The following is a 25,476-nucleotide window of genomic DNA, read 5'->3' on the forward strand; positions in this document are numbered from 1 at the left end:
TCCCTGCCCCGGCATCCGCTGCATTTTCCCAATTTCCGGGCCTATCTCGTCGGGCGATGCGCAGCCGTGCTGGCGCAATATGGCATGATGATCGTGCTGGGCTGGCAGGCCTATAATATTGCGCGGGAAACGATGACGACGTCAGGGGCGGCGGCGCAACTGGGGTTGATCGGGCTGGCGCAGTTTCTGCCGCTCTTCTTCCTCACACCGATCACCGGCTGGGTTGCGGACCATTATGACCGGCGGATGATTTCGCGCACGACGCTGGCGGCGCTGACGCTGGCGGCGGGATTGCTGGCCTTTGCCACTTATGAGGATTGGGTCAGCCTGCCGCTGATCTTTGGCATCGCCGTTGTCGTGGGAATAGCGCGGGCCTTCAATGGCCCGGCCTATGGCGCGCTCGCGCCCAATCTGGTGCCGCCCGCCGTTCTGCCCAACGCCATCGCCATATCCGCGGTGGTGTGGCAGGCTGGATCGATCGTGGGGCCGGCGCTGGGCGGCTATGCCTATGCAGCGACGCCTGGGGCGCCTATGCGCTGGCCGCCTTGCTCTATGCCGTGGCGTTCGGCGCGATGATGCTGATCGGCCCAGTGCCACAGCCAGCGCGCGACCGGACCCGTCACCCGATCCGCCAGATGATCGACGGGCTGCATTATGTGCGGACCAATCGCCTGGTGCTGGCGACGATCACGCTGGACCTGTTCGCCGTGCTGCTGGCTGGCGCGACCGCGCTGTTGCCGGTTTATGCGCGCGACATATTGCAGGTCGGGTCGACGGGCCTTGGCCATCTGGCCGCTGCGCCGGGCATTGGCGCGGGGCTGGTGGCGCTGTGGTTTTCGATCCGGCCGATGAAGCGCGAGGTCGGCCTCAAGATGCTGGCCGCCGTCATGGTGTTCGGCCTGGCCACCATCGTCTTTGGCTGCACCGCTTTCCTGCCGCGCAACATCGCAATGGAAGTCGGGCTTGGCGCGCTGGTGGTGCTGGGCGCCGCCGACATGGTGTCGGTGTTCGTGCGCCAGTCGCTGGTCCAGTTACACACCCCCGATGCGATGCGCGGCCGGGTGTCGAGCCTGTCGCAACTGACCATATCGGCATCGAACGAACTGGGCGAGGCGGAATCCGGCTTTCTCGCCGCGCTGGTCGGGCCGGTTGTCGCTGTCATCGGCGGGGGCATTGGCGCTATCGTCATCACCCTGTTCTGGGCGCGGCTCTTTCCCGAATTGCGCCTTGCACGCACCTTCGACCCACCCGACATAAGGGGGGCGGACCATAGCCAGGAGAAGGCCCCATGAAAGTCACCTCGATACTCGAAACCATTGGTCACACGCCGCACATCCGCATGACGCGGCTGTTCAGCGACGCGCCCGAAGGCAGCGAAGTGTGGATCAAGTCGGAACGGTCCAACCCCGGCGGGTCGATCAAGGACCGGATCGCGCTGGCCATGATCGAAGCGGCCGAAGCATCGGGCGAATTGCAGCCGGGCGGCACGATCATCGAACCGACATCGGGCAATACCGGCGTCGGCCTCGCCATGGTGGCGGCGGTCAAGGGCTATAAGCTCGTCCTCGTCATGCCCGAAAGCATGTCGATCGAACGACGGCGGCTGATGCTGGCCTATGGCGCGAGTTTCGACCTGACCCCGCGCGAAAAGGGCATGAAGGGCGCGATCGAACGCGCGCTGGAGCTGGTGGCGCAGACGCCCAATAGCTGGATGCCGCAACAGTTTGAAAATCCCGCCAATATCGCGGTCCATGTTCGGACCACTGCGCAGGAAATCCTGGCCGACTTCGGCGAAACGCCGATCGATGCGTTGATCACCGGGGTTGGCACCGGCGGGCATATCACCGGCGTGGCTGAAGTGCTTAAGACGGTCTGGCCCGGCATCAAAATCTACGCGGTCGAGCCGACACTGTCGCATGTCATCAGTGGCGGGCAACCTGGACCGCACCCGATCCAGGGCATTGGTGCGGGCTTCATCCCGGCCAATCTCCATACCCAGTTGCTCGACGGGGTGATCCAGGTCGATCCTGCGGACGCCAAGGAATATGCCCGGCGCGCGGCGCGTGAGGAAGGCATGCTGGTGGGCATTTCGTCGGGCGCGACGCTGGCGGCGATCGCGCAGAAGCTGGGCGACCTGCCCGCGGGAAGCCGGGTGCTCGGATTCAATTATGATACGGGCGAACGCTATTTGTCGGTGCCCGACTTCCTACCGGAATAAGTGTCGAAAGACTTGAACCAATCCCTGTCCCCACGCCCGTTCGTCTGGCTCATCTGGTTGTTGCTGTTTGCCGGTGTGCCTGCGCTTGTCGCAAGCTGGGAGTCGCGGGAGCGCGCTCACCCAACCGGCCCTCGCGCGATCGTAGCAGCGGCGGGTGGTGTTCCGAACGTCCGGCGCCCGCCCCCGATCGAGCCGATGACGATCTATGCCCTGCCGCGCGATCGGGCGCGGGCGTTGAATAGCGCCATTCCCTTCGCACGAACAGCCAATCCGCCGGCACGGCCTTTCATCTTTACAGGTTCGGAAACGGATCTCGCCCGTGCCACCGATTGCCTCGCGGCGGCGCAAATCTATGAGGCGGGCGATGATGCGGTGGGCGAGCAGGCCGTCGCGCAGGTCGTGCTGAACCGGGTGCGCCATCCCGCCTTTCCCAAGACCGTGTGCGGCGTCGTGTTTCAGGGGCAGGAGCGGCGCACCGGATGCCAGTTCACCTTTTCCTGCGATGGCGCGCTGGCGCGAACGCCATCCCCCACCGCATGGCAACGGGCGCGCGAGATTGCGCGCGCCGCGTTGGCCGGCAAGGTATTTGGGGCAGTCGGCTATGCCACCCATTATCATACCGATTGGGTCGTACCCTATTGGAGCGGTAGCCTGGACAAGATTGCAGGCGTTGGCACGCATCTGTTCTTTCGCTGGCGCGGTTGGTGGGGGACACCGCCCGCTTTCCGCAAGAGTAGCGAGAATGGCGAGCCTGTGATTGCCAAGATCGGGCCGTTGTCCGCCGCGCATCAAGGTGGAGATGGTGCCGAACCTTCCCGGTCGGCGGCGATCGCCACCGCCGTTGCTGCATCGGCAGAGTTGGCGGCACGACCGAAAATGGCCATCGGTGCGAAGTCGGTCGGCAAGACGGTGGCCGGTGCGCGGCTGATCGCCATCGAACCGGGCGATGTGAGCTTTCTCGTCGAATTGGGTCGAGGGACTGCAGCCGATAGTTGGGTGACGATCGCGCAAACATTATGTGCGGGCCGACCGCTCTGCCGCATCATGGGCTGGCGCGCGGGCAGCGCACCGAGCGGCTGGCCACCGAGCGCCGCGCAGATCGAGACGATGAGCTTTGGCTATATCCACAATGCCGGGATCGGATTGCAGCGCGCCCTGTGGAATTGCAAGCAGACGCCCCGCGCGGTGAAAAGCGAATGTATGCGCCAGCGCATACCGGTCGCTGCCGCCCCCGCCCCGTCGCCCGACGCGACGTTGGCGGGCGTTCGGCGCAAGGAGCGGTTCGAGACGGTCAAGATCGCTCCGACGGAGGCCATGAACAGTATGGCGCCCCGGACAGAGTAAACGCATAGCGGGATCGTCACATCCATTCGTTATGATATGCTATTACATGACAATGTGAGGGCGGTATATGGTAACGCGGCGGACGTTTCTGGGCAGCGGTGGGTTGGCCATGGGTGGCGTGATGGGGATGGCGATGGGTAGCGGGAATATCCATGCCCAGCCGATCGTTACGAATGTGGAATGGCCCGAGGAAGCGCCCTTTCGCTTTACTGGCGACATGGCCGATTTCGACGCGGCACAGGGTGCGTTGGCGAAGCTGTACGCGGTCAATCGCGATGTCGCGACGTTCGATGCGGCCTATTATGGAGCGATGACCCTGCCGGTGCAGGCGGCCTATGCGGCGCGGTCCAACTGGGTCAATCACAATCATGCGCTGTTCCTGCGCAATGGCGCACCGGGTCATCCGCGCGATGTTGAACTGGACAAGTCGCGCGCGGCGGTGGCGGCGATGCTGGGCGCGTCTGTTGAGGAGATCGCGCTGGCGGGCGGCGGGACCGAGGCGCTGTACGCTTTGATCGCCAATTATGCGCGGCTCAAGGCGGGCGACGCGGTGATCTATGCCGATGTCGATTATGACGAGATGCAGTTCGCCTGCGACTATCTGGAGCAGAGCCGGGGCGCGCGGATCGTCCGTTTCAACCTGCCCGAACCGCATACGGAGGCGAATATCCTGGCCGCCTATGCGCAGGTGCTCAAGGACACGCCGCGCGCCAAGCTGCTGTTGCTGACGCATCTGTCCAACCGCAACGGACTGGTGCCGCCGGTCAAGGCCATCGTCGCGATGGCCAAGGCGCGCGGGGTCGATGTGATCCTCGACAGTGCGCAGGCGGTCGGCCACCTGCCCTTCACGGTCGCGGAGACGGGCGCGGACTTCATCGGCTTTTCGCTGCATAAATGGCTGGCGGCGCCGTTGGGGACAGGGGGCATCTATATTCGCAAGGACCGGCTGCAGGATATAGCACCATGGCTCGGCAACCGTATCCATGGGGCGGACGATATTCGCGCGCGCATTCCCACCGGCACGGTCGATTTCGCCGCCCGGTTGACGGTGCCGCGTGCCATCGCGGTGCAGGACGCGATCGGATTGCCCGCCAAGCATCGGCATCTGCTGGCGCTGCGCGATTATTGGATCGACCGGGTGCGCGATGTGCCGGGCGTACAGATCCTATTGCCCGAACGGCCGGGGCGGCATGGCGCGGTGGCGGCGTTCCGTTTGCCCGGCATGGGCGGGCCGGACGATGCGAAGAAGGCGGCGGCGCTGTTCCTCAACAAATATGGCCTGCTGGTGGTGGCCAAGGCGGGGCTGGCGTCCGGGCCAGTGTTGCGCGTGACCCCTGCCCTGTTCAACACCAGCGCCGAACTCGATCGGCTGGTGGCGGCGATCCGGGCGGAGCGCGGGCTGTTTGCCTGACACCCCCTTCCCAAAGCCGGACAAGCAGACTATATGGGTGGCAATCCGGTCGTCCTGTCGCCAGTCTTGGCAGTGGGTCGACCGTCTCCCGTATCGTTCGGGGACCGGGGCCGGTTAGCGCGTGGTCAAGGGCAGTATTGGACGAAAACGGCGAGTCATCAGGTGCTGGCAGTGCGGATCGGACAGTCCCGACCCGCACTTTTTTTGCGTGGAAGCAAGCGGTGCGAATCACCCCTTTCTCCATCGCGCTTCGACTGAATTTTCGCTGCGATGCGAAAAAACGCGACGAATGAAGGCAAGGACCAAGCATGGCGACCAAAGCTCTCCCCCCGATCAGTAACACCGGCGCGAAGAAGCGCATCCGCAAGGTGTTCGGCGACATCCACGAAGTGGTGCAGATGCCGAACCTGATCGAAGTGCAGCGGGAGAGCTATGAACAGTTCCTCCGTTCGGACCACTCGATCGGTTATGTATCGGGCCTGGAAAAGACGCTGCGCAGCGTCTTCCCGATCCGCGATTTCGCCGGCACCGCCGAAATGGACTTCGTCCATTACGAGCTGGAAGACCCCAAATATGACGTCGAGGAATGCCGTCAGCGCGGCATCACCTATGCAGCGCCAATGCGCGTTACCCTTCGCCTCATCGTGTTCGAAGTCGATCAGGACACCGAAACCCGCTCCGTGCTCGATATCAAGGAGCAGGACGTCTATATGGGCGACATGCCCCTGATGACGGGCAACGGCACCTTCATCGTCAACGGCACCGAGCGCGTGATCGTCAGCCAGATGCACCGTTCGCCGGGCGTCCTGTTCGACCATGACCGCGGCAAGACCCATTCGTCGGGCAAATATCTGTTCGCCGCGCGCGTCATTCCTTATCGTGGTTCGTGGCTCGATTTCGAGTTCGATGCCAAGGACATCGTCAACGTCCGTATCGACCGTAAGCGCAAGCTGCCGGTTACGGCGTTGCTGTTCGCACTTGGCCTCAATGCCGAAGAAATCCTGGGCCAATTCTACAACAAGGTGACCTTCGTCCGTGGCGAAGGCGGCTGGCAGATTCCCTATGCGCCCGAAGCATGGCGTGGGCAAAAGCCGTCGTTCGACATCGTCGATGGAAAGTCCGGCGAAGTCATCTTCCCGCTGGGCACCAAGATTTCGCCCCGCGCCGCCAACAAGGCGGAGAAGGACGGCCTGACGTCGCTGCTGATCCCGACCGAGGAAGTCTATGGCCGCTACAGCGCCTATGACCTGGTCAATGACGCGACCGGCGAAATCTATGTCGAAGCCGGTGACGAAATTTCGCCGGAAAATCTGGAAAAGCTGGACAAGGCGGGCATCGACCGTCTCGAACTGCTCGACATCGACCATGTCACCACCGGTCCCTGGATCCGCAATACGCTGAAAGCCGACAAGGCCGAAGAGCGCGACCAGGCCCTGAGCGACATTTATCGCGTCATGCGCCCCGGCGAGCCGCCGACGAAGGAAACCGCCGAAGCGCTGTTTGCCGGTCTGTTCTTCGACCCCGAACGCTACGACCTGTCGGCGGTGGGTCGCGTCAAGCTCAACATGCGGCTTGAACTGGACGCCGAAGACACGGTCACCACCCTGCGCGTCGAGGACATCCTCGCCGTCGTCAAGGAACTGGTGAACCTCAAGGACGGCAAGGGCGAAATCGACGATATCGATAACCTCGGCAACCGTCGTGTGCGCTCGGTCGGCGAGCTGCTGGAAAACCAGTATCGCGTCGGGCTGTTGCGCATGGAGCGCGCCGTCAAGGAGCGTATGTCGAGCGTGGACGTGTCGACGGTGATGCCGAACGACCTGATCAACGCCAAGCCTGCGGTTGCCGCAGTCCGCGAATTCTTCGGCAGCTCGCAGCTGTCGCAGTTCATGGATCAGACCAACCCGCTGTCGGAAGTCACCCACAAGCGCCGCGTGTCGGCGCTCGGGCCGGGCGGTCTGACGCGCGAGCGCGCAGGTTTTGAAGTCCGTGACGTTCACCCGACCCATTATGGCCGTATCTGCCCGATTGAAACGCCAGAAGGCCCGAACATCGGTCTGATCAACAGCCTCGCGACGTTCAGCCGGGTCAACAAGTACGGCTTCATCGAAACGCCCTACCGCAAGGTGATCGACGGCGTGGTGAGCGATGACGTCGTCTATCTGTCGGCGATGGAAGAGGCCAAGCACACGATCGCGCAGGCGAACGCGGAGCTGAACCCCGACCACACGCTGGCCGAAGACCTGATCTCCGCGCGTGAAGCGGGCGAGTTCCTGATGGCGCCCAAGGATCATATCACGCTGATGGACGTCAGTCCCAAGCAGTTGGTGTCGGTCGCGGCCTCGCTCATTCCGTTCCTGGAAAATGATGACGCCAACCGCGCACTCATGGGATCGAACATGCAGCGCCAGGCGGTGCCGCTCGTCAGTGCCGAGGCTCCGTTTGTGGGCACCGGCATGGAAGGCACGGTTGCGCGCGATTCGGGCGCGGCCATCGCCGCCAAGCGTCCCGGCATCGTCGATCAGGTCGATGCGACCCGTATCGTCATCCGCGCGACCGGGGATATCGAACCCGGCCAGTCGGGCGTCGACATCTACACGCTGCAGAAGTTCCAGCGGTCGAACCAGGACACCTGCATCAACCAGCGTCCGCTGGTGAATGTCGGCGACCTGATCGAAGGCGGCGACGTGATCGCCGATGGCCCGTCGACCGAGTTCGGCGAGCTGGCCCTGGGCCGCAACACGCTCGTCGCGTTCATGCCCTGGAACGGCTATAATTATGAGGATAGTATCCTCATTTCCGAACGCATCGTGAAGGATGACGTCTTCACCTCGATCCATATCGAGGAGTTTGAGGTCATGGCGCGCGATACGAAGCTGGGGCCAGAGGACATCACCCGCGACATCCCGAATGTCGGCGAGGAAGCGCTGCGCAACCTCGACGAAGCGGGCATCGTCTATATCGGCGCCGAAGTGGAGCCGGGCGACATCCTGTGCGGCAAGATCACCCCCAAGGGTGAATCGCCGATGACGCCGGAAGAAAAGCTGCTGCGCGCGATCTTCGGTGAAAAGGCGAGCGACGTGCGCGACACGTCGCTGCGTCTGCCGCCGGGCGTTGCGGGCACGGTCGTCGAAGTGCGCGTGTTCAACCGTCACGGCATCGACAAGGACGAGCGCGCCATGGCGATCGAGCGGGAGGAAATCGACCGTCTCGCCAAGGATCGCGAAGACGAACGTGCCATTCTCAACCGTGCAACCTTCAACCGTCTGCAGGAAATGCTGACGGGCCAGGTGGCGACGGCTGCGCCCAAGGGCGTCAAGAAGGGCGTCGAGATCGACGAAGCCCTGCTGGGCGAAGTCGAGCGGCATGAATGGTGGAAGTTCGCGGTTGCGGACGATATCCGTCAGGCCGGCATCGAAGCGGTCAAGGCGCAGTATGACGAAGCGGTGAAGTCGATTGTCGACAAGTTCGAGGATCGCGTCGACAAGCTGCAGCGTGGCGACGAACTGCCGCCGGGCGTGCTCAAGATGGTCAAGGTGTTCGTGGCGGTGAAGCGCAAGCTGCAGCCGGGCGACAAGATGGCCGGTCGTCACGGCAACAAGGGTGTGATTTCGCGCATCCTGCCAGTCGAGGACATGCCGTTCCTGGAAGACGGCACCCATGTCGACATCGTGCTCAACCCGTTGGGCGTGCCGTCGCGCATGAATGTCGGGCAGATCTTTGAAACGCATCTGGGCTGGGCTGCCCGTGGCATCGGCCAGCAGCTCAAGCACGCGCTGGAAGACTGGCGCGAGGCCAATCCCAACCCTGAGCCGGGCGTCATGCCCGACGCGGTGCGGGACCGGTTGCTGACCGCTTATGGTCCGCAATATGCCGACGAGATCAACGCCCGCACGGCCGAGCAGATCGTCGACCTGGCCGAACATCTCCAGCGCGGCGTGCCGATGGCGACGCCGGTGTTCGACGGCGCCCGCGAAGCGGACGTGTCGGCGATGCTGGAACTGGCGGGGCTGAACACATCGGGCCAGAGCGACCTGTATGATGGCCGCACCGGCGACAAGTTCGACCGTAAGGTCACGGTGGGCATCATCTATATGTTGAAGCTCCATCACCTTGTCGACGACAAGATCCATGCCCGTTCGATCGGTCCCTACTCGCTCGTCACGCAGCAGCCGCTGGGTGGTAAGGCGCAGTTCGGTGGTCAGCGCTTCGGGGAAATGGAGGTCTGGGCGCTCCAGGCCTATGGTGCTGCCTATACGCTGCAGGAAATGCTGACGGTGAAGTCCGATGACGTGGTCGGCCGCACCAAGGTCTATGAGGCGATCGTCAAGGGTGACGACACGTTCGAGGCCGGCATTCCCGAAAGCTTCAACGTGCTGGTCAAGGAAATGCGCTCGCTCGGCCTCAACGTCGAACTCGCGACGATGGACGCGATCGCTGACGATGACGGCCTCGCGGCGGCTGCGGAGTAGGAAATACGGGCGCTGCCTGACCGCAGCGCCTCTTCCCCGCGCCCCGGAATTTCCCTCTCCATGAGGACATGAACATGAATGAACTGACCAACTTCGCCAATCCGGTCGCCAAGACCGAGACGTTCGACCAGATCCAGATCGGCCTTGCCTCGCCAGAGCGCATCCGGTCCTGGTCCTTCGGCGAGATCAAGAAGCCCGAAACCATCAACTATCGCACGTTCAAGCCTGAACGCGATGGCCTGTTCTGCGCGCGCATCTTTGGTCCGATCAAGGATTATGAATGCCTGTGCGGCAAGTATAAGCGCATGAAATATAAGGGCATCGTCTGCGAGAAGTGCGGTGTCGAAGTCACGGTGAGCAAGGTGCGCCGCGAGCGCATGGGCCATATCGAACTGGCCGCGCCGGTTGCGCATATCTGGTTCCTGAAATCGCTGCCGTCGCGCATCGGCCTGCTGCTCGACATGCAGTTGAAGCAGCTGGAGCGCGTCCTTTATTTCGAAAGCTATATCGTCACCGAGCCGGGCCTGACCCCGCTCGAAAAATATCAGCTTCTCAACGAAGACGAACTGCTCGACGCGCAGGATCAATATGGCGAAGACGCCTTCACCGCCGGGATCGGCGCGGAAGCGGTCAAGATCATGTTGATGGACCTCGACCTTGAGGGCGAGAAGAAGATCCTGCTTGAAGAGCTGGCGACGACCAAGTCGGAGCTGAAGCCCAAGAAGATCATCAAGCGTCTGAAGGTTGTCGAGAGCTTCCTGGAATCGGGCAACCGCCCCGAATGGATGATCCTGGACGTCGTTCCGGTTATTCCGCCAGAGCTGCGCCCGCTGGTGCCGCTGGACGGTGGCCGGTTCGCGACGTCGGATCTCAACGATCTCTATCGCCGCGTGATCAACCGCAACAACCGCTTGAAGCGGCTGATGGAACTGCGCGCGCCGGACATCATCGTCCGTAACGAAAAGCGCATGTTGCAGGAAGCGGTCGACGCCCTGTTCGACAATGGCCGTCGCGGCCGTGTCATCACCGGCGCCAACAAGCGTCCGCTCAAGTCGCTGTCCGACATGCTCAAGGGCAAGCAGGGCCGCTTCCGTCAGAACCTGCTCGGCAAGCGCGTCGACTATTCGGGTCGTTCGGTGATCGTGACCGGTCCTGAGCTGAAGCTGCATCAGTGCGGCCTGCCTAAGAAGATGGCGCTCGAACTGTTCAAGCCGTTCATCTACGCCCGTTTGGATGCCAAGGGTCTGTCCATGACCCTGAAGCAGGCCAAGAAGTGGGTCGAGAAGGAGCGCAAGGAAGTCTGGGACATCCTGGACGAAGTGATCCGCGAGCATCCGGTCATGCTGAACCGCGCGCCCACGCTTCACCGTCTGGGCATCCAGGCGTTCGAACCCGTGCTGATCGAGGGTAAGGCGATCCAGCTTCATCCGCTCGTTTGCTCGGCCTTCAACGCCGACTTCGATGGCGATCAGATGGCCGTCCACGTTCCGCTGTCGCTCGAAGCGCAGTTGGAAGCGCGCGTCCTGATGATGTCGACCAACAACATCCTGTCGCCCGCAAACGGCAAACCAATCATCGTGCCGTCGCAGGACATGGTGCTGGGCATCTATTATCTGTCGATGGAGCGCGAAGGCGAGCCGGGCGAAGGCATGCTGCTCGCTGACATGCAGGAAGTGCATCAGGCGCTGTTCGCCAAGGCCGTGACCCTGCACAGCAAGATCATCAGCCGCGTGCCGCAGACCGACGAGGCGGGCAACAGCTACCTCAAGCGGTATGAAACGACGCCGGGTCGCATGTTGCTGGGCGAATGTCTGCCCAAGGCGCACAAGGTGCCCTTCGACGTCGTCAACCGCCTGCTCACCAAGAAGGACGTGGGCGACGTGATCGACGAGGTCTATCGTCACACCGGCCAGAAGGACACGGTGCTGTTCGCCGACGCCATCATGGCGCTGGGCTTCAAGCATGCGTTCCAGGCCGGCATTTCGTTCGGCAAGGACGACATGGTGATCCCGGATTCCAAGACCGCGATGGTCGACGAAACCAAGGCGAACGTGGCCGACTATGAGCAGCAATATCAGGACGGCCTGATCACCCAGCAGGAAAAGTACAACAAGGTCATCGATGCCTGGTCGCAGTGCGGCGACAAGGTGGCGAACGCCATGATGGACGAGATCCGCGCCCAGCCCAAGGACCCCAAGACGGGCCGTCTGGCACAGATCAACTCGATCTACATGATGGCGCACTCGGGTGCCCGCGGGTCTCAGGCGCAGATGAAGCAGCTGGCCGGTATGCGCGGCCTGATGGCCAAGCCGTCGGGCGAGATCATCGAGACGCCGATCATCTCGAACTTCAAGGAAGGTCTGAACGTCCTTGAATATTTCAACTCCACCCACGGCGCCCGCAAGGGTCTGGCCGACACCGCGCTCAAGACGGCAAACTCGGGTTACCTGACCCGCCGTCTGGTCGACGTCAGCCAGGATTGCACGATCGTCGAGGAAGATTGCGGCACCGAAAAGGCGCTGGAGATGAAGGCGATCGTCCAGGGCGGCAGCGTCATCGCATCGCTTGGCGAACGTATCCTGGGTCGCACCACGGCCGAGGATATCGTGGATACCAAGGATGGCTCGGTCATCGTGCCGATCGGCACGCTGCTCGACGAAGCGCTGATCGTGCAGATCGAGGCGATCGGTACGCAGGCGGTGAAGATCCGCTCGCCGCTGATCTGCGAAAGCAAGATGGGCGTCTGTGGCAAATGCTATGGCCGTGACCTTGCCCGCGGCACCCCGGTCAATATCGGCGAAGCGGTCGGCGTCATTGCGGCGCAGTCCATCGGCGAACCGGGTACGCAGCTCACCATGCGGACCTTCCACATCGGCGGCGCGGCGAACTTCAACGAAACGTCAAACCTGGAATCGATGGCGGACGGCACGATCGAACTGCGTGACATGCCCACCATCACCGACAAGATGGGCCGTCGCCTGAGCCTTGCCCGCAACGGCGAGATCGCGATCATCGACAGCGAAGGGCGCGAACGCGAAACCCATCGCCTGCCTTATGGTGCCACCATCCTGTTTGCAGATGGCGACACGATCAAGAAGGGCGATCGCTTTGCGGAGTGGGATCCCTTCACCATGCCGGTGATCACCGAGCGTCCGGGTATCGTGAAGTATGTCGACCTGATCGACGGCAAGACGCTGGCCGAACAGACCGACGAAGCGACGGGCATCGCCCAGCGCGTCGTCACCGAACATCGTGGTGCTGCACGCACCAAGGAGGATCTGCGTCCGCGCCTGACCCTGCTGGACGATGGTTCGGGGGAAGCGGCCCGCTATATGCTGGCGGTCGGCGCGACCCTGTCGGTCGAGGATGGTGCCACGGTGTCGGCCGGTGACGTGCTGGCGCGTGTCAGCCGCGAAGCGGCCAAGACCCGCGACATCACGGGCGGTCTGCCGCGCGTGGCGGAGCTGTTCGAAGCGCGCAAGCCCAAGGACAACGCCATCATCGCCAAGGTGTCTGGCCGCGTCCAGTTCCTCAAGGATTACAAGGCGAAGCGCAAGATCGCCATCAATCCCGAGGATGGCGGCGAGCCGGTCGAATATCTGATCCCCAAGAGCAAGGTGATCGACGTCCAGGAAGGCGATTTCGTCAAGCGCGGCGACAATCTGATCGGCGGTTCGCCCGATCCGCATGATATTCTCGAAGTGCTCGGCATCGAGCCGCTGGCCGAATATCTGGTTGCCGAAATCCAGGAAGTCTATCGTCTGCAGGGCGTGAAGATCAACGACAAGCATATCGAGACGATCGTTCGTCAGATGCTGCAGAAGGTCGAGATCATCGAGTCCGGCGACACCACCTTGCTGGTGGGCGAGCAGGTCGACCGCGAGGAAATGGACGAAATCAACAGCAAGCTGGCACCGGGCTTCCTGCCCGCCGCTGGTAAGCCCGTGCTGCTCGGCATCACCAAGGCTTCGCTGCAGACCCGTTCGTTCATCTCGGCCGCGTCCTTCCAGGAAACCACCCGCGTCCTTACCGAGGCGGCGGTTCAGGGGAAGAAGGACACGCTGATCGGCCTGAAGGAAAATGTCATCGTCGGCCGCCTGATCCCGGCGGGTACGGGCGCTGGCATGAACCGGATGCGGGTTGCCGCTTCGTCGCGTGACGCGGCGATGCGCGCCTCGCTGCGGGCCGCCAGCCAGATCGACCTGATCGCGCCCAAGACGGCGGCGGCCGAACATGCCGCCGAATTGGCACAAGGCCCCGAAGCGGCGATCGGTAACGATCCGCTGGCTGCCGTCCAGGGTAGTGACTTCACGACCGAGGACGCTGGCTGATCGACCGGTTGGGGTGGAAGCCTTGCCCGGAAGGGTGAGGTGCCCACGCTGACCGCCTGTTTCGACCCATCAAAAACCCGCCGAAGCGCCCGCGCTTCGGCGGGTTTTTCGTGTGGTCTGATCCGGCACACCAAGACGGGCATAAAAAGCCTGTTCGCGGCCTTCCCCTACCGATATGACTTTGGTCATGGGGCGCGACGAGAGCGCGATCGCCATATCGGGGGAATGGAATGGATTGGTTGCACGCGGTCGCCGGACTGTTCGTTGGCGTCATGGTAGGCATGACCGGCGTGGGGGGCGGGTCGCTGATGGCGCCGATCCTGATCCTGTTGTTCGGGGTAGCCCCGACCACGGCCGTCGGCACGGACCTGTGGTTCGCGGCCATCACCAAGGCCGTGGGCGGCGTCGTCCACCACCGTCATGGCGGCGCTGAAGGCGGGCCGGATTACGAAGTCATTCGTCGCCTTTGCATCGGCAGCTTGCCCGCCGCCGTCATCGTCCTGCTGTTTTTGTCGCAGATCGACACCCATCAGGTGAAGGGCAGCTTCATCATGACGGCGCTGGGGATCGTGCTGATCCTGACCGCGCTGGCGACCCTGTTCCGCAACCGTTTTCATCATTGGGCGGTGCATGCGCGGACTGACACGGCCAACCGCTTCCTGCGCTATCAGGCGGGACTGACCGTCGTGGCGGGTGCTGTGCTGGGCGTGATGGTCACGTTGACCTCGGTGGGGGCGGGCGCGCTGGGTGCGACGCTGCTGCTGCTACTCTATCCGTTGCGGATGCGGCTGCAAAAACTGATCGCGACTGATATCGTCCATGCCGTGCCGTTGACGCTGGTAGCGGGGATCGGCCATTTGTGGATCGGCAATTTCAACGGGATGCTGCTGCTCAACCTGCTGATCGGATCGATTCCTGGCATCATCATCGGATCCATGCTGGCGTCCAAGGTGCCCGAAAAGGTGTTGCAGCCGCTACTCGCCTTCGTGCTGGTGATCGCGGGCTGGCGTCTGATCGCCTGAGCGCTCAGGCGATGGCCAGTACGCTTGTCAGGACGATCCGCACCAGTTCCGCCTGCCCCCGCGCACCGGTTTTGGCGTAGATGCGCTTGGAATAGTTGCGCGCGGTTTCCACGGTCAGGCCCAGCGTCTGCGCCGCGTCCTTGATCGGGATGCCCTGCGCGATGACCCAGGCAAGCCGCGCTTCGCTGGGCAGCAGGCCGAACAGATCGACCAACTGGTCGCAGCGGTCGGCCTGCGACCAACGATCCCCGCTCAAATAGGCGATGGCGACCGGGGTCGATCCCGCCGCGACCGATCCGCCCCGCATCGGGGCGACGAGCATATCCATCCAGGGATCCCGGCTGAGGTTCAGCGCCCTTGGCCGGGCGTCGGGATCGACGGCGAAATTCTTGATCAGCGCGGTCAACTCCCGGTCGAGCCCAGGCGATTCGGGGGTGAGCCGGTCGTAACGGCCGCGCCGCAACAGGCTGGTGCGCTGGAACAGCTGATCGACATGGGCCGTCATGTCGATGATGCGGCACCGTGCATCCAGCGTCAGCCAGCCGAAATTGAGCCGCCCAAAGGCTTCGGACGTCAGGGTCGATCGCAGTCTCTCCCGCTCCAGCGCGACAAAGGCGCGCAGCGCGATCCGCAGATGCGCGGCGAGGCCGGTCAACAGCGCACCGACTGCAGGGCCGATGGAACGGCCGCCGACGCAACTGAGCCAGGCATCGACGCCGCTCGGCTCGGTCACACGGACCGAGCGCATGTCCGTCATCCCCTGCGGCACCATCAGGTCGGTCAGGAAGGATTGATGGACTGGATTGCCCGCTTCGATCAATTCCGCCAGCGCATAGACCCGCCCTTCGCGCATATGACGGTAGGGCCAGGGATCGTGCGCATATTTTTCCACGAACAGATTATGGATAGGCGCAGGCGGGGGCGCCCGGCATAGAGTTCGACGATTGCATCCTCATCGACCGGGCGAAAGACAAGCGTGGTATAGACCGCGCCCGTCCGCTGGCGCAGCCGCTCCAGGAAATCCTGCCACAAGGGTTGCTGGAACATCCCCTCATGCAACGCGGTCAGCAGGCCGGTATCGTCCAATCGCATGGGTCATTGCTATACCCTCCCATTTGGGAGGTCCATCGATTCGTGCGTCATGGCACAAGATGACGCACAAAGATTGCGAGGTACGGCTGGTGGACGAAAAAACCCTGACCCATTTGGAGCGACTCGAAGCCGAGAGCATCCACATCCTGCGGGAAGTGGTATCGGAAGCGGAGAAGCCGGTGATGCTCTATTCCGTCGGCAAGGACAGCGCGGTGATGCTGCATCTGGCACGCAAGGCCTTTTACCCATCGCCCCCGCCCTTCCCGCTGCTGCATGTCGATACGACCTGGAAATTCCAGGAAATGTACAAGCTGCGCGACCGGATGGCGCAGGAAAGCGGCATGGAACTGCTGGTGTATCGCAACCAGGAAGCCATGGATCGCGGCATCAACCCGTTCGACCATGGCGCGCTGCATACCGACATGTGGAAGACCGAAGGGTTGAAGCAGGCGCTCAACCTCTACGGTTTCGATGCAGCCTTTGGCGGGGCGCGGCGCGACGAGGAAAAGAGCCGCGCCAAGGAGCGCATCTTCTCCTTCCGCACGGCCAGCCATGGCTGGGACCCCAAGAACCAGCGGCCCGAATTGTGGAACCTCTACAATGCGCGCAAGAATAAGGGAGAGAGCATCCGCATCTTCCCGATCAGCAACTGGACCGAGCTGGACATCTGGCAATATATCCACCTGAACGACGTGCCGATCGTGCCGCTCTATTTCGCGGCCAAGCGCCCGACGGTGGAACGCGACGGCATGTTGTTGATGGTCGATGACGACCGCTTCCCGCTCCAGCCGGGCGAGACGCCGGTGGAACGCTCGATCCGTTTCCGCACCCTGGGCTGCTACCCGCTGACCGGCGCGGTGGAGAGCGAGGCGGCGACCTTGCCGGAAGTGATCCAGGAAATGCTGCTGACCACCACGTCCGAACGCCAGGGCCGCGCGATCGACAAGGATGCGGGCGGGGCCGGCATGGAGAAGAAGAAGCAGGAAGGCTATTTTTGAACCCGCGCACTCCACCGTTCGTGCTGAGCCTGTCGAAAGGGGCTCGGCCGAACGAGGGAAGGCACTTCGCTTCGCTCAGTGGAGGGCTTCGACAAGCTCAGCCCGAACGGGGAATTTAGATTATGACTGACTCACTCACAGACCCCATCTACAAAACCGATGCCCTCATCGCCGAGGATATCGACGCCTATCTGAAGGTGCATGAGCATAAGACGATGTTGCGCTTCATCACCTGCGGGTCGGTAGATGACGGCAAATCGACGCTGATCGGCCGCCTGCTGTACGACAGCAAGATGATCTTCGAGGATCAGCTCGAAGCGCTGACCGCCGACAGCAAGAAGATGGGCACGCAGGGGCAGGAGATCGACTTCGCCCTCCTGGTCGATGGCCTCGCCGCCGAGCGCGAGCAGGGCATCACGATCGACGTCGCCTATCGCTTCTTCGCCACCGAAAAGCGCAAGTTCATCGTCGCCGACACCCCCGGCCACGAACAATATACCCGCAACATGGTGACGGGTGCGTCCACCGCCGACCTGGCCGTCATCCTGATCGACGCGCGCAAAGGCATCCTGACCCAGACGCGCCGCCACAGCTATCTCGCCCACCTGATCGGCATCCGCAACATCGTGCTGGCCGTCAACAAGATGGATCTGGTCGGCTATGACCAGAGCGTGTTCGACACGATCGTTGCTGACTATACCGAGTTCGCCAAGTCGATCGGCATCACGGCGTTCACGCCGATGCCGATTTCCGGGTTCAAGGGCGACAATATCACCGTCCCGTCGGAAAACACGCCCTGGTACACCGGCCCGGCGCTGATCGAGCATCTGGAGACGGTCGAGGTCAACAGCGCGACCGACGCGGAAAAGCCGTTCCGCATGCCGGTACAGTGGGTCAACCGCCCCAATCTCGACTTCCGTGGTTTTTCCGGCCTGATCGCGACGGGCACGGTCAAGCCGGGCGACGCCATCCGCGTGCTGCCATCGGGCAAGACCAGCACCATCAGCCGCATCGTCACGCTAGACGGTGATCTGGACGAAGCCGTGGCGGGCCAGTCGGTCACGCTCTGTTTCGCCGACGAGATCGACTGTTCGCGCGGCGACGTCATCGCTTTGGCCGATAATCCACCCCAGGCTGCCGATCAGTTCGAAGCGACCATCGTGTGGATGGCGGACGAGGAAATGCTGCCGGGCCGGTCCTACTGGCTCAAGATCGGGACGCAGATGGTCACCGCGACCGTCCAGCAGCCCAAATATCAGGTCAACGTCAATACGATGGAACATCTGGCGGCCAAGACGCTGGAATTGAACGCCATCGGTGTCGCGAACCTGTCGACCGACAAGCAGATCGTGTTCGAGCCCTATGAACAGAACCGGACGCTGGGCGGCTTCATCCTGATCGACAAGATCAGCAACGCCACCGTGGCGGCGGGCATGCTGCACTTTTCGCTCCGTCGGGCGCAGAATGTCCATTGGCAGACGACGGACGTCTCGCGCGATTTCCATGCCCGGCTCAAGAACCAGAAGCCCGCCGTGCTGTGGTTCACCGGGCTTTCAGGCGCGGGCAAGTCGACCATCGCCAATCTGGTCGAAAAGCGTCTGGCCCGCATGAACCGGCACACCTATCTGCTGGACGGCGACAATGTGCGGCATGGCCTGAACAAGGATCTGGGCTTTACCGACGCGACCGGGTGGAGAATATCCGCCGCGTGGGCGAAGTCGCCAAGCTGATGACCGATGCAGGGCTGATCGTCATCACCGCCTTCATCTCGCCCTTCCGTTCGGAACGCGACATGGTGCGGCAGATGATGCAGCCGGGCGAATTTGTCGAAGTGCATATCGACACATCGCTGGCGGAGGCCGAGCGGCGCGACGTCAAGGGCCTGTACAAGAAGGCGCGGGCCGGGGATCTGAAGAATTTCACCGGGATCGACAGTCCTTATGAGGCACCGGTGGACCCGGAAATCCATATCGACACGCTGACCATGACCGCAGAAGAAGCGGCCGACGCCATCGTCGCGCGGTTGATCCCATGAGCGCGATGAGCGACGCGGCGCTGGCCGCCCATCTGGCCGAAGTGGCCGGACGCATCCTGGTCGAAGTGCGCGAGTCTGGTGTGTTTAGTGCCAAGGCATTGGGTAAGGCGGGCGACCAGACCGCCAACCAATTTCTGTGCCATGCGCTGCGCGAAGTGCGGGGCGAGGATGGGTTATTGTCGGAAGAAGAGAAGGACAATGACGACAGGCTGGCCCAGTCGCGTGTCTGGATCGTCGATCCGGTCGATGGTACGCGCGAATATGGCGAGGCGCGGGCCGACTGGGCCGTGCATGTCGGGCTGGCGATCGATGGCGCGCCGGTGATCGGTGCGGTGGCGTTGCCGGGGTTCGACGGCGGCGTCGTGTTGCGGACGGATGAACCGCGCACCGTGCCGCCTGCGCCGGAAAAGCTGCGCATGGTGGTGTCGCGCACGCGGCCTGCCGCCGAAGCGGTGGCGATCGCCGAAAAGCTGGACGCAGAACTGGTGCCGATGGGATCGGCCGGGGCCAAGGCGATGGCGATCATCCTGGGCCAGGCCGACATTTATCTTCATTCGGGTGGCCAATATGAATGGGACAGCATGGCCCCTGCCGCCGTCGCGCTGGCGCATGGCCTGCATGCGAGCCGTATCGACGGCAGTCCGCTGGTGTATAATCAGCGCGACGTCTATCTGCCCGACCTGCTGATCTGTCGGCAGGAACATGCCGACATGGTGCTGGGGCATATCGCGGCGCTGGCGCAGGACGCCCCGTGATCGGGTCTATGGCCGGGGATCAGGATCACCCGGCCAGCAGACGCTGCACTAGCGCTCGCCACCCGTCGGATACCGCTTCCAGACCGAAAGCATCGATCCGGTCGCCGGGGCGGAGGCGTGTCGCTGGACTGATCTGACGCGCCAGCGCATCGGCCATCGCGCGCGGATCGGCCGGATCGACCAGCAGGCCATGACGTCCGCCATCGAGCAAGTGCGCCGCATTGCCCGCGCTGCGCGACGCGACACAAGGCGCTTCGACCGCCATCGCCTCCAGCAGCACATTGGCCGACCCCTCCCACCAGGAGGGCAGCACGAAGGCGTCACAGCTCGCCAGCCAGGGAAAGACATTGGCGACCGTGCCGGGCAGTGCCAGATACTCGGCGATGCCGAGCGCCGTCGCTTGCGCGCGCAACCGGGTGCAGGCGTCGTCGCGGCTTTCGCCCAGGATGATGAGGCGCGCGGGCCGGGTTGTGCGCAGATCGGCGAAGGCCGCGAGCAGGGTCGCGAAATTCTTTTGCGGGGCGAGGCGGCCGATGGCGAGGATCACCGGCACCGGGCCGCCGAACCAGGGATGCGGGGCCATGTCACCGATATGCTGGCGCGCGGTGGGTGCGTCGATGCCGTTGGCGATCACCGTTACCCGCCCTGCCCGCGCTGCTGCCTGAAACACCGGCGTATCGGCCAGCGTCGGCGATACCAGCACCAGATGGGCGGCATCGGCAGCGATCAACCGCGCCATGGCGGTGCGGCTCCAGCGCTTCATGCCGCCTGATGGCGCTCCGGGGATGGCGCGCATGATGTCATTGCTGATGCGATAGATGCGCTGCGTGGCCCGCGCGCCGCGACTGCCCGCCCAGACGGTACCATGGCCGTGATTGCCCGCCGAGATCAGCAGCGCCGGGCGGGTGGCGCGCAGATAGCCGCGCAACGCCCATGCCGCGCGCAGCTTTTCCGACAGGCGCGATCGGCCTGCGCCGGGCAGCAGGGCATGATGGACGACGCCCGCAACCCCCTCCCCGCCCGGCAGCGCGGTGACGAGTTGCACCTTATGTCCCTGCGCGGCGAGGCCGGCGGCGATCAGCCGGGCATTGCGCACAACGCCGGTCGCGACCAGCGCGTGGACATAGATGCAGATCACGCCCGCCGCCGGTCCCACTCGATCGCGCGGGCAGCACACCAGGCTTGGGCTGGCAATCGATCGAGATGGTGGCGGTAGAGCGCGCCCAGCCGCATGTCCGCGACCCCGCGTCCCTCCACCAGTTGCAGGATGTCGGTGCCGGGGTTCCAATTGCCCTCGACCAGCATAGGCCCGGCTTCGGTCATGCCGATGTCCCAGCCGATCACCGTGAAGCCGGTGCGAAAGACGCTATGCGCGCCCAACGCCAGCGCGATCGCGGCGGGGAGGTCCGGCAGCAGGAAGCCCTCGATCGGCGCGCCTGTCAGGGGGTGATGCACATGCACGCTGGGCGCGCCTGCGCCGCCGCCCAGCCAGGCGGGACCGCAGCGCCCGGTGGCATCGACGCCCAGCACCAGATTGCCCGCGTTGAAATTATCGACCGGACGGGTGCCCCCGGCCGATAGCCGCAGCGCGAGGCCGCAGGCTTCGGGCAGGCCATCTTCATCGAGGCAGGTCATCACCCGCAGCGTCGGCAGCGCGCCAGGCGACAGATCCACGAGCGCGGCGTGGGTCGGCAGGCGGCGCTGGATCACGCCGCCTTCGCGCCACACCCGCAACAGCTGTGCCCGCAGCAGGTCGTCGCCGACCGGGCCATCGCAACCGCGCCAATTCTCCTCACGCCAGAAACGCTCGACCCCCTGGCCCTTCGATCGGAAGCTCGGCTTGGCGATGATGTCGCGCTCACCCGCCAACCAGGTGGCGAGATCCTCGCGGTCGGGATTACAGGCAGGCGCGATCGTCAGGCCCGCCGCCCACGCGACCTCCGCGAAGAGTTGCTTGTTCTTCAGTGGGTTACTGGCGAAGGGAAAAGCCCCTGGATTGAGCAGCCGGTGCAGCCCCTTGCGGTCGCGCATGCTCAGCCCCCGCTGCCGCACCGCATCGGACAGGAGATGCCGCTCGGTCGGGGTCCAGCCCCCCTGCCCCGTCGCCGCGAGCAAGCGCGCGAGCGCATGCCGACGGAACGGCCAGTGCCGGGTCAGCCCGTCTCGATAGGCAGCGAGCAAATCATTGTCGCCCCGTCCGGGCAACGCGCGCAGCGTGGGCAAATGCTATTCCGCGGCCTGGGCGATGGTCACACGGCGGCTAAGCACTTCGCTAGCCACCCCGCGCGTGCGGGCATTGTCGACGTCGATCGCGACCGCGCCATCGGAGAGGATCACAGGCGCGATCGTCAGGCGGAAGCGGCGCGAAAAGCGGGCGAAGGTCGCGGCCAGCGTACCGATACCAAAGCGGAAGCGGATAAGGTTGAGCAGCCCGAACGCCCCAATGATGCGCAAGGGGTGCTTGACGAACTGGCCGCCCGACCGGAAGGTTTCGGCAGCGGCCAGCGCGGCTTTGTCCTTCAGCCAATAGCTGTTGCAGTTGGAATAGCTGTCATCGGCAAAGGCGTAGAATTTGCGCTGTCCCTCCGGGTGCGCGGCCAGCACCGACGCGCGCCGGGCGAAGGCAACCGCCGCATCAGCGCCCTCGGCAACGCAGCCATCCAGCATCTCGGCTATGGCGGGCGGGGTCAGCAGCACATTGTCGGCGGTGGTAATGAACAGGGGAAAACGCGCGCCGTCCGCTGCAGCCAGCACCGAATCCACCAGATTGGGCCGCGCGCCGATCGCTACCAGCCGTCCGCTGGAGATCAGGCCGCGCAGTTGCGGCAGGCTGGTCAGCACGTCCGGTTCTTCGATCGCGACGCGGATCTCGCCGATCCGCTCGCTCGCCGCCAGCGCGTCGATGACATGGACCAGCATCGGCTGGTCCACCACCGGCACCAGGCATTTATGGGTGACGCCCGCTTCCAGCGCGAGCGGGTCGGTCGCGCCATCGCGCTTGCCCGCCAGCACCAGCGCGGTCGTGCGACCACCCATCAGGCCGCGACCCGCATCGGCGCTTCGGTGAGCAGACCCTGCCGTTCCAGGCTGTGGCCGATGATCGTTTCCACCAGCGTTTGATGATCGACGCCGATCGACGCGGCAGAGCGCGAGATCGTCTTTTTCGACCAGAGGTTGCAGGACAGGTTCACTTCCATGAACTGCACCGCGCCGCTGGCCGGGTCATAGCGGAATTCGAAGCGGCCATAGTCGAACGGCCATAGTTCGGGCAGTAGGCGGCGGGTCAAATCGTCAAGCCGGGCGAGCAGGTCGCGATCCTCGACCAGCACCAACGGATCATCGCCCGCATCGATGAGGCCGCGCTTTTCTTCATGGCTGCGCGCGCGATTGGGGTCGGCGGGGACATACATCATCGGCGGCAATATCCACGGCTGCCCGCCGCTGCCGCCCACCACCGGCACGGCGATGTCGAGCAAGGGCGCCCAGGCCTCGACCAGCGCGTCATGACCGAGCGCCTGAAGATAGGCGACATGGGCCAGCGCCTCGTCCCAGCCATCGACCATCGCCAGCCCCCAGGAGGCGGAGGAGGCGTTGGGCTTGACCACCAGCCGCTCGGCCGCAAAGCCCGGCTGCGCGGGCAGGCCGCCGCGCCGAAACACTTGCGCCGCCATGGTCGGGACGCCATGCGCCTGCGCGATCAGCTTGGAGAGATATTTATCGTCCGACACGCCGCGCAGGATCGGGCTGGCGCCCATATGCGGCATGTCGCGCCAGCTCAGCAGCAGCGGCGCGAGCATCTCGCTATTCTGAAACCCGCCGCGATTGAGCAGCGTGACCACAAAATCGACATCGGGCCGATCGAACAGCGCTTCATAGCTGTCGGCGACCCGCACCTGGAGGCCGATCGCCTCCAGCGTCGATCGCATCTCATGATGATAGAGGGCGTGATTGCCATCGACCGCATCCGGCTGGCCGGATGCGCGGGCATGTTTGGCGAGGAAAAGCAGGCGCAACCGAGCCTTGTCGGCCGGGGAGATGCGAATGCAACGGTCGATATGGGTCAGCATGGCCCTGTATTTAGTCGCCTGCCATGACAGGGCGGCGACCACGCGATGACGGTAATGCGTCGTTCAGGCGGCTTCGATATGACGCCGCGATGACAAACGCATGTCAGGCGGTGACGATCGCCTTTGCCACCGCTTCGGCCACCTTGATGCCGTCGATCGCGGCGGACAAGATACCCCCGGCATAGCCCGCGCCTTCGCCCGCCGGATAGAGGCCCGCCACGGTCAGGCTTTGGAAATCCTTGTCGCGGGTGATGCGGATGGGCGACGATGTGCGCGTTTCCACGCCGGTCATCACCGCATCGGGATGGTCATATTGGGCCAGTTGCCGCCCGAATATGGGCAGCGCTTCGCGAAACGCCTCCACCACGAAGTCGGGCAGGCAGTGCGACAGGTCGGTCGGCGTAACGCCCGGCTTGTAGGATGGCGTGACCGATCCCAATGACGTTGACGGACGCCCGGCGAGGAAGTCGCCGACTCGCTGCCCCGGCGCCCAATAGGTGGAGCCGCCCGCCACATAGGCCTGCGATTCCCAGTGGCGCTGGAAATCGATCCCCGCGAGTGGCCCGTCGGGATAGTCGCGCGCCGGGTCGATCCCGACCACCAGGCCCGAATTGGCGTTGAACTCAGCCCGGCTATATTGGCTCATGCCGTTGGTGACGACGCGCCCTTCCTCCGACGTGGCGGCGACGACGCGGCCACCCGGACACATGCAGAAACTATAGACGGTGCGGCCATTGGCGCAGTGATGCGCCAGGCTATAGGCCGCCGCGCCCAGATCCGGGTGGCCCGCGCAACTGCCATAGCGCGCCTTGTCCACCCAGCTTTGCGGATGTTCGATCCGCACGCCGATGGAAAAGGGCTTGGGTTCGATATGCACGCCCCGGCCATGGAGCATGGTGAAGGTCGGCCGCGCGCTATGCCCGACCGCAAGCACGACATGATCGCTCTCGATCACGCTGCCATCCTGGATGACGATGCCGCGCAATTGCTGCGTGCCATCGCTGCGCCGCTCCAGCACCAGATCATCGACGCGGGTCTGCCAGCGATATTCGCCGCCCAGCGCCTCGATCTGGCGGCGCATGGATTCGACCATGGTGACCAGGCGGAAGGTGCCGATATGGGGGTGCGCCTCCCACAATATATCGTCCGGCGCGCCCGCCGCGACGAACTCCGCCAGCACCTTACGGCCCAGGAAGCGCGGGTCTTTCACCCGGCAATAGAGTTTGCCGTCGGAGAAAGTGCCCGCGCCGCCTTCGCCGAACTGGACATTGCTGTCGGGGTTCAGCTCACCGCGCCGCCACAGGCCCCAGGTGTCCTTGGTCCGCTCCCGCACCACCTTGCCCAGATCGACGATGATCGGGCGGAAACCCATCTGCGCCAGCAGCAGCCCGGCGAACAGGCCGCACGGCCCCGCCCCGATCACGATCGGCCGCTTGCCCTGCCAGCCATCGGGCGCGCGGGCGACGAAATCATAGCTGGTGTCGGGCGTCGGCCGCACGTCATGGTCATGCGCGAAGCGCGCCAGCACACCCGCTTCGTCGACGACATCGACGTCGAGCGTATAGACGAGCTGGATCGCGCTGCGCCGCCGCGCATCATTGCCGCGCCGCACCAGGCTATGGCCGCGCAGCTCTTCAGGTTGCAGGCCAAGGCGCGCGCATATCGCAGGCGGCATCGCCTCGGCAGGATGGTCGAGGGGCAGTTTCAGGCCGGAAAGGCGGATCATGCGCT

Annotated in this window: 15 protein-coding genes and 2 pseudogenes; 10 read left to right on the forward strand and 7 right to left on the reverse strand. The window is 64.0% G+C overall.

Annotation, left to right across the window (positions count from 1 at the left end; all coding sequences use genetic code 11):
* Window positions 1-132 precede the first annotated feature (132 nt).
* From BF95_RS11565 to BF95_RS11595, 7 genes and pseudogenes are all read left to right on the forward strand, one after another.
* Window positions 133-1,292: pseudogene (locus BF95_RS11565) on the forward strand (MFS transporter).
* Window positions 1,289-2,218: a cysteine synthase A gene (gene cysK, locus BF95_RS11570; protein ID WP_043151550.1), complete on the forward strand. Its 930-nt coding sequence runs from the start codon at window positions 1,289-1,291 to the stop codon at window positions 2,216-2,218. The pseudogene BF95_RS11565 and the gene cysK overlap by 4 nt, the downstream one beginning before the upstream one ends.
* A gap of 12 nt (window positions 2,219-2,230) precedes the next feature.
* Window positions 2,231-3,562 (forward strand): cell wall hydrolase, encoded by a 1,332-nt coding sequence (locus tag BF95_RS11575; RefSeq protein WP_043151588.1) that lies wholly within the window; start codon window positions 2,231-2,233, stop codon window positions 3,560-3,562.
* Between the two features lie 121 nt (window positions 3,563-3,683).
* Window positions 3,684-4,973, forward strand: coding sequence for an aminotransferase class V-fold PLP-dependent enzyme (locus tag BF95_RS11580; RefSeq protein WP_443018362.1), 1,290 nt, complete (start codon window positions 3,684-3,686; stop codon window positions 4,971-4,973).
* Window positions 4,974-5,281: 308 nt separating this feature from the next.
* Window positions 5,282-9,445, forward strand: a complete 4,164-nt coding sequence (rpoB, locus tag BF95_RS11585) for a DNA-directed RNA polymerase subunit beta (protein ID WP_043151552.1) — start codon at window positions 5,282-5,284, stop codon at window positions 9,443-9,445.
* 74 nt (window positions 9,446-9,519) lie between these two features.
* Window positions 9,520-13,776, forward strand: coding sequence for a DNA-directed RNA polymerase subunit beta' (gene rpoC / locus BF95_RS11590; protein ID WP_043151589.1), 4,257 nt, complete (start codon window positions 9,520-9,522; stop codon window positions 13,774-13,776).
* Between the two features lie 230 nt (window positions 13,777-14,006).
* Window positions 14,007-14,798 (forward strand): sulfite exporter TauE/SafE family protein, encoded by a 792-nt coding sequence (locus BF95_RS11595; RefSeq protein ID WP_043151553.1) that lies wholly within the window; start codon window positions 14,007-14,009, stop codon window positions 14,796-14,798.
* 4 nt (window positions 14,799-14,802) lie between these two features.
* On the opposite strand, the gene BF95_RS11600 is transcribed toward BF95_RS11595, so the two are convergent.
* Both BF95_RS11600 and BF95_RS29080 read right to left on the reverse strand, forming a co-directional pair.
* Window positions 14,803-15,651, reverse strand: coding sequence for a helix-turn-helix transcriptional regulator (locus BF95_RS11600; RefSeq protein WP_235209698.1), 849 nt, complete (start codon window positions 15,649-15,651; stop codon window positions 14,803-14,805).
* The gene (locus tag BF95_RS29080) at window positions 15,615-15,890 is read right to left on the reverse strand and encodes a hypothetical protein (RefSeq protein WP_235209699.1); all 276 of its coding nucleotides are present in this window, start codon (window positions 15,888-15,890) and stop codon (window positions 15,615-15,617) included. The genes BF95_RS11600 and BF95_RS29080 overlap by 37 nt, the downstream gene beginning before the upstream one ends.
* A gap of 59 nt (window positions 15,891-15,949) precedes the next feature.
* On the opposite strand from BF95_RS29080, the gene cysD reads away from it, so the two are divergent.
* The 3 genes and pseudogenes from cysD to BF95_RS11615 all read left to right on the forward strand — a co-directional run bounded on the left by cysD (window position 15,950) and on the right by BF95_RS11615 (window position 19,678).
* Window positions 15,950-16,888, forward strand: a complete 939-nt coding sequence (gene cysD, locus BF95_RS11605) for a sulfate adenylyltransferase subunit CysD (protein WP_051519972.1) — start codon at window positions 15,950-15,952, stop codon at window positions 16,886-16,888.
* Window positions 16,889-17,010: 122 nt separating this feature from the next.
* Window positions 17,011-18,923: pseudogene (cysN, locus tag BF95_RS11610) on the forward strand (sulfate adenylyltransferase subunit CysN).
* A 5-nt stretch (window positions 18,924-18,928) separates the two neighbouring features.
* Entirely contained in the window at window positions 18,929-19,678 is a 750-nt protein-coding gene (locus BF95_RS11615) for a 3'(2'),5'-bisphosphate nucleotidase CysQ (protein WP_043151591.1), read from the forward strand.
* A 25-nt stretch (window positions 19,679-19,703) separates the two neighbouring features.
* Here BF95_RS11615 and BF95_RS11620 read toward each other — a convergent pair whose 3' ends face one another.
* From BF95_RS11620 to BF95_RS11640, 5 genes are all read right to left on the reverse strand, one after another.
* Window positions 19,704-20,816 carry a glycosyltransferase gene (locus tag BF95_RS11620; RefSeq protein WP_043151592.1) on the reverse strand — a complete coding sequence of 371 codons (1,113 nt, stop codon included), beginning with the start codon at window positions 20,814-20,816 and terminating at the stop codon, window positions 19,704-19,706.
* The gene (locus tag BF95_RS11625; protein WP_043151554.1) at window positions 20,813-21,901 is read right to left on the reverse strand and encodes a sugar-transfer associated ATP-grasp domain-containing protein; all 1,089 of its coding nucleotides are present in this window, start codon (window positions 21,899-21,901) and stop codon (window positions 20,813-20,815) included. Before BF95_RS11625 ends, BF95_RS11620 begins: the two co-directional genes overlap by 4 nt.
* A 3-nt stretch (window positions 21,902-21,904) precedes the next feature.
* Complete coding sequence (locus tag BF95_RS11630; RefSeq protein WP_043151556.1) at window positions 21,905-22,714, reverse strand: NTP transferase domain-containing protein; 810 nt, start codon at window positions 22,712-22,714, stop codon at window positions 21,905-21,907.
* Entirely contained in the window at window positions 22,714-23,745 is a 1,032-nt protein-coding gene (locus BF95_RS11635) for a phosphoribosylglycinamide synthetase (protein WP_043151557.1), read from the reverse strand. The genes BF95_RS11630 and BF95_RS11635 overlap by 1 nt, the downstream gene beginning before the upstream one ends.
* A 103-nt stretch (window positions 23,746-23,848) precedes the next feature.
* On the reverse strand, window positions 23,849-25,471 hold the full coding sequence (locus tag BF95_RS11640) for an NAD(P)/FAD-dependent oxidoreductase (RefSeq protein ID WP_043151558.1): 1,623 nt from the start codon (window positions 25,469-25,471) through the stop codon (window positions 23,849-23,851).
* Window positions 25,472-25,476 lie beyond the last annotated feature (5 nt).

The sequence above is a fragment of the Sphingobium sp. Ant17 genome (assembly GCF_000588875.1).
GTDB lineage: Bacteria > Pseudomonadota > Alphaproteobacteria > Sphingomonadales > Sphingomonadaceae > Sphingobium.

Excerpts from the sequence above, each read along its gene's own strand:
- BF95_RS11600 (WP_235209698.1), bottom strand. The coding sequence starts at position 15,651 with ATGCGCGAAGGGCGGGTCTATGCGCTGGCGGAATTGATCGAAGCGGGC.
- BF95_RS11635 (WP_043151557.1), bottom strand. The coding sequence starts at position 23,745 with ATGCTGACCCATATCGACCGTTGCATTCGCATCTCCCCGGCCGACAAG.
- BF95_RS11580 (WP_443018362.1), top strand. The coding sequence starts at position 3,684 with ATGGGGATGGCGATGGGTAGCGGGAATATCCATGCCCAGCCGATCGTT.
- rpoB (WP_043151552.1), top strand. The coding sequence starts at position 5,282 with ATGGCGACCAAAGCTCTCCCCCCGATCAGTAACACCGGCGCGAAGAAG.
- cysD (WP_051519972.1), top strand. The coding sequence starts at position 15,950 with ATGACGCACAAAGATTGCGAGGTACGGCTGGTGGACGAAAAAACCCTG.
- BF95_RS11615 (WP_043151591.1), top strand. The coding sequence starts at position 18,929 with ATGAGCGACGCGGCGCTGGCCGCCCATCTGGCCGAAGTGGCCGGACGC.
- cysK (WP_043151550.1), top strand. The coding sequence starts at position 1,289 with ATGAAAGTCACCTCGATACTCGAAACCATTGGTCACACGCCGCACATC.
- BF95_RS11640 (WP_043151558.1), bottom strand. The coding sequence starts at position 25,471 with ATGATCCGCCTTTCCGGCCTGAAACTGCCCCTCGACCATCCTGCCGAG.
- BF95_RS11595 (WP_043151553.1), top strand. The coding sequence starts at position 14,007 with ATGGATTGGTTGCACGCGGTCGCCGGACTGTTCGTTGGCGTCATGGTA.
- BF95_RS29080 (WP_235209699.1), bottom strand. The coding sequence starts at position 15,890 with ATGCGATTGGACGATACCGGCCTGCTGACCGCGTTGCATGAGGGGATG.
- BF95_RS11630 (WP_043151556.1), bottom strand. The coding sequence starts at position 22,714 with ATGGGTGGTCGCACGACCGCGCTGGTGCTGGCGGGCAAGCGCGATGGC.
- rpoC (WP_043151589.1), top strand. The coding sequence starts at position 9,520 with ATGAATGAACTGACCAACTTCGCCAATCCGGTCGCCAAGACCGAGACG.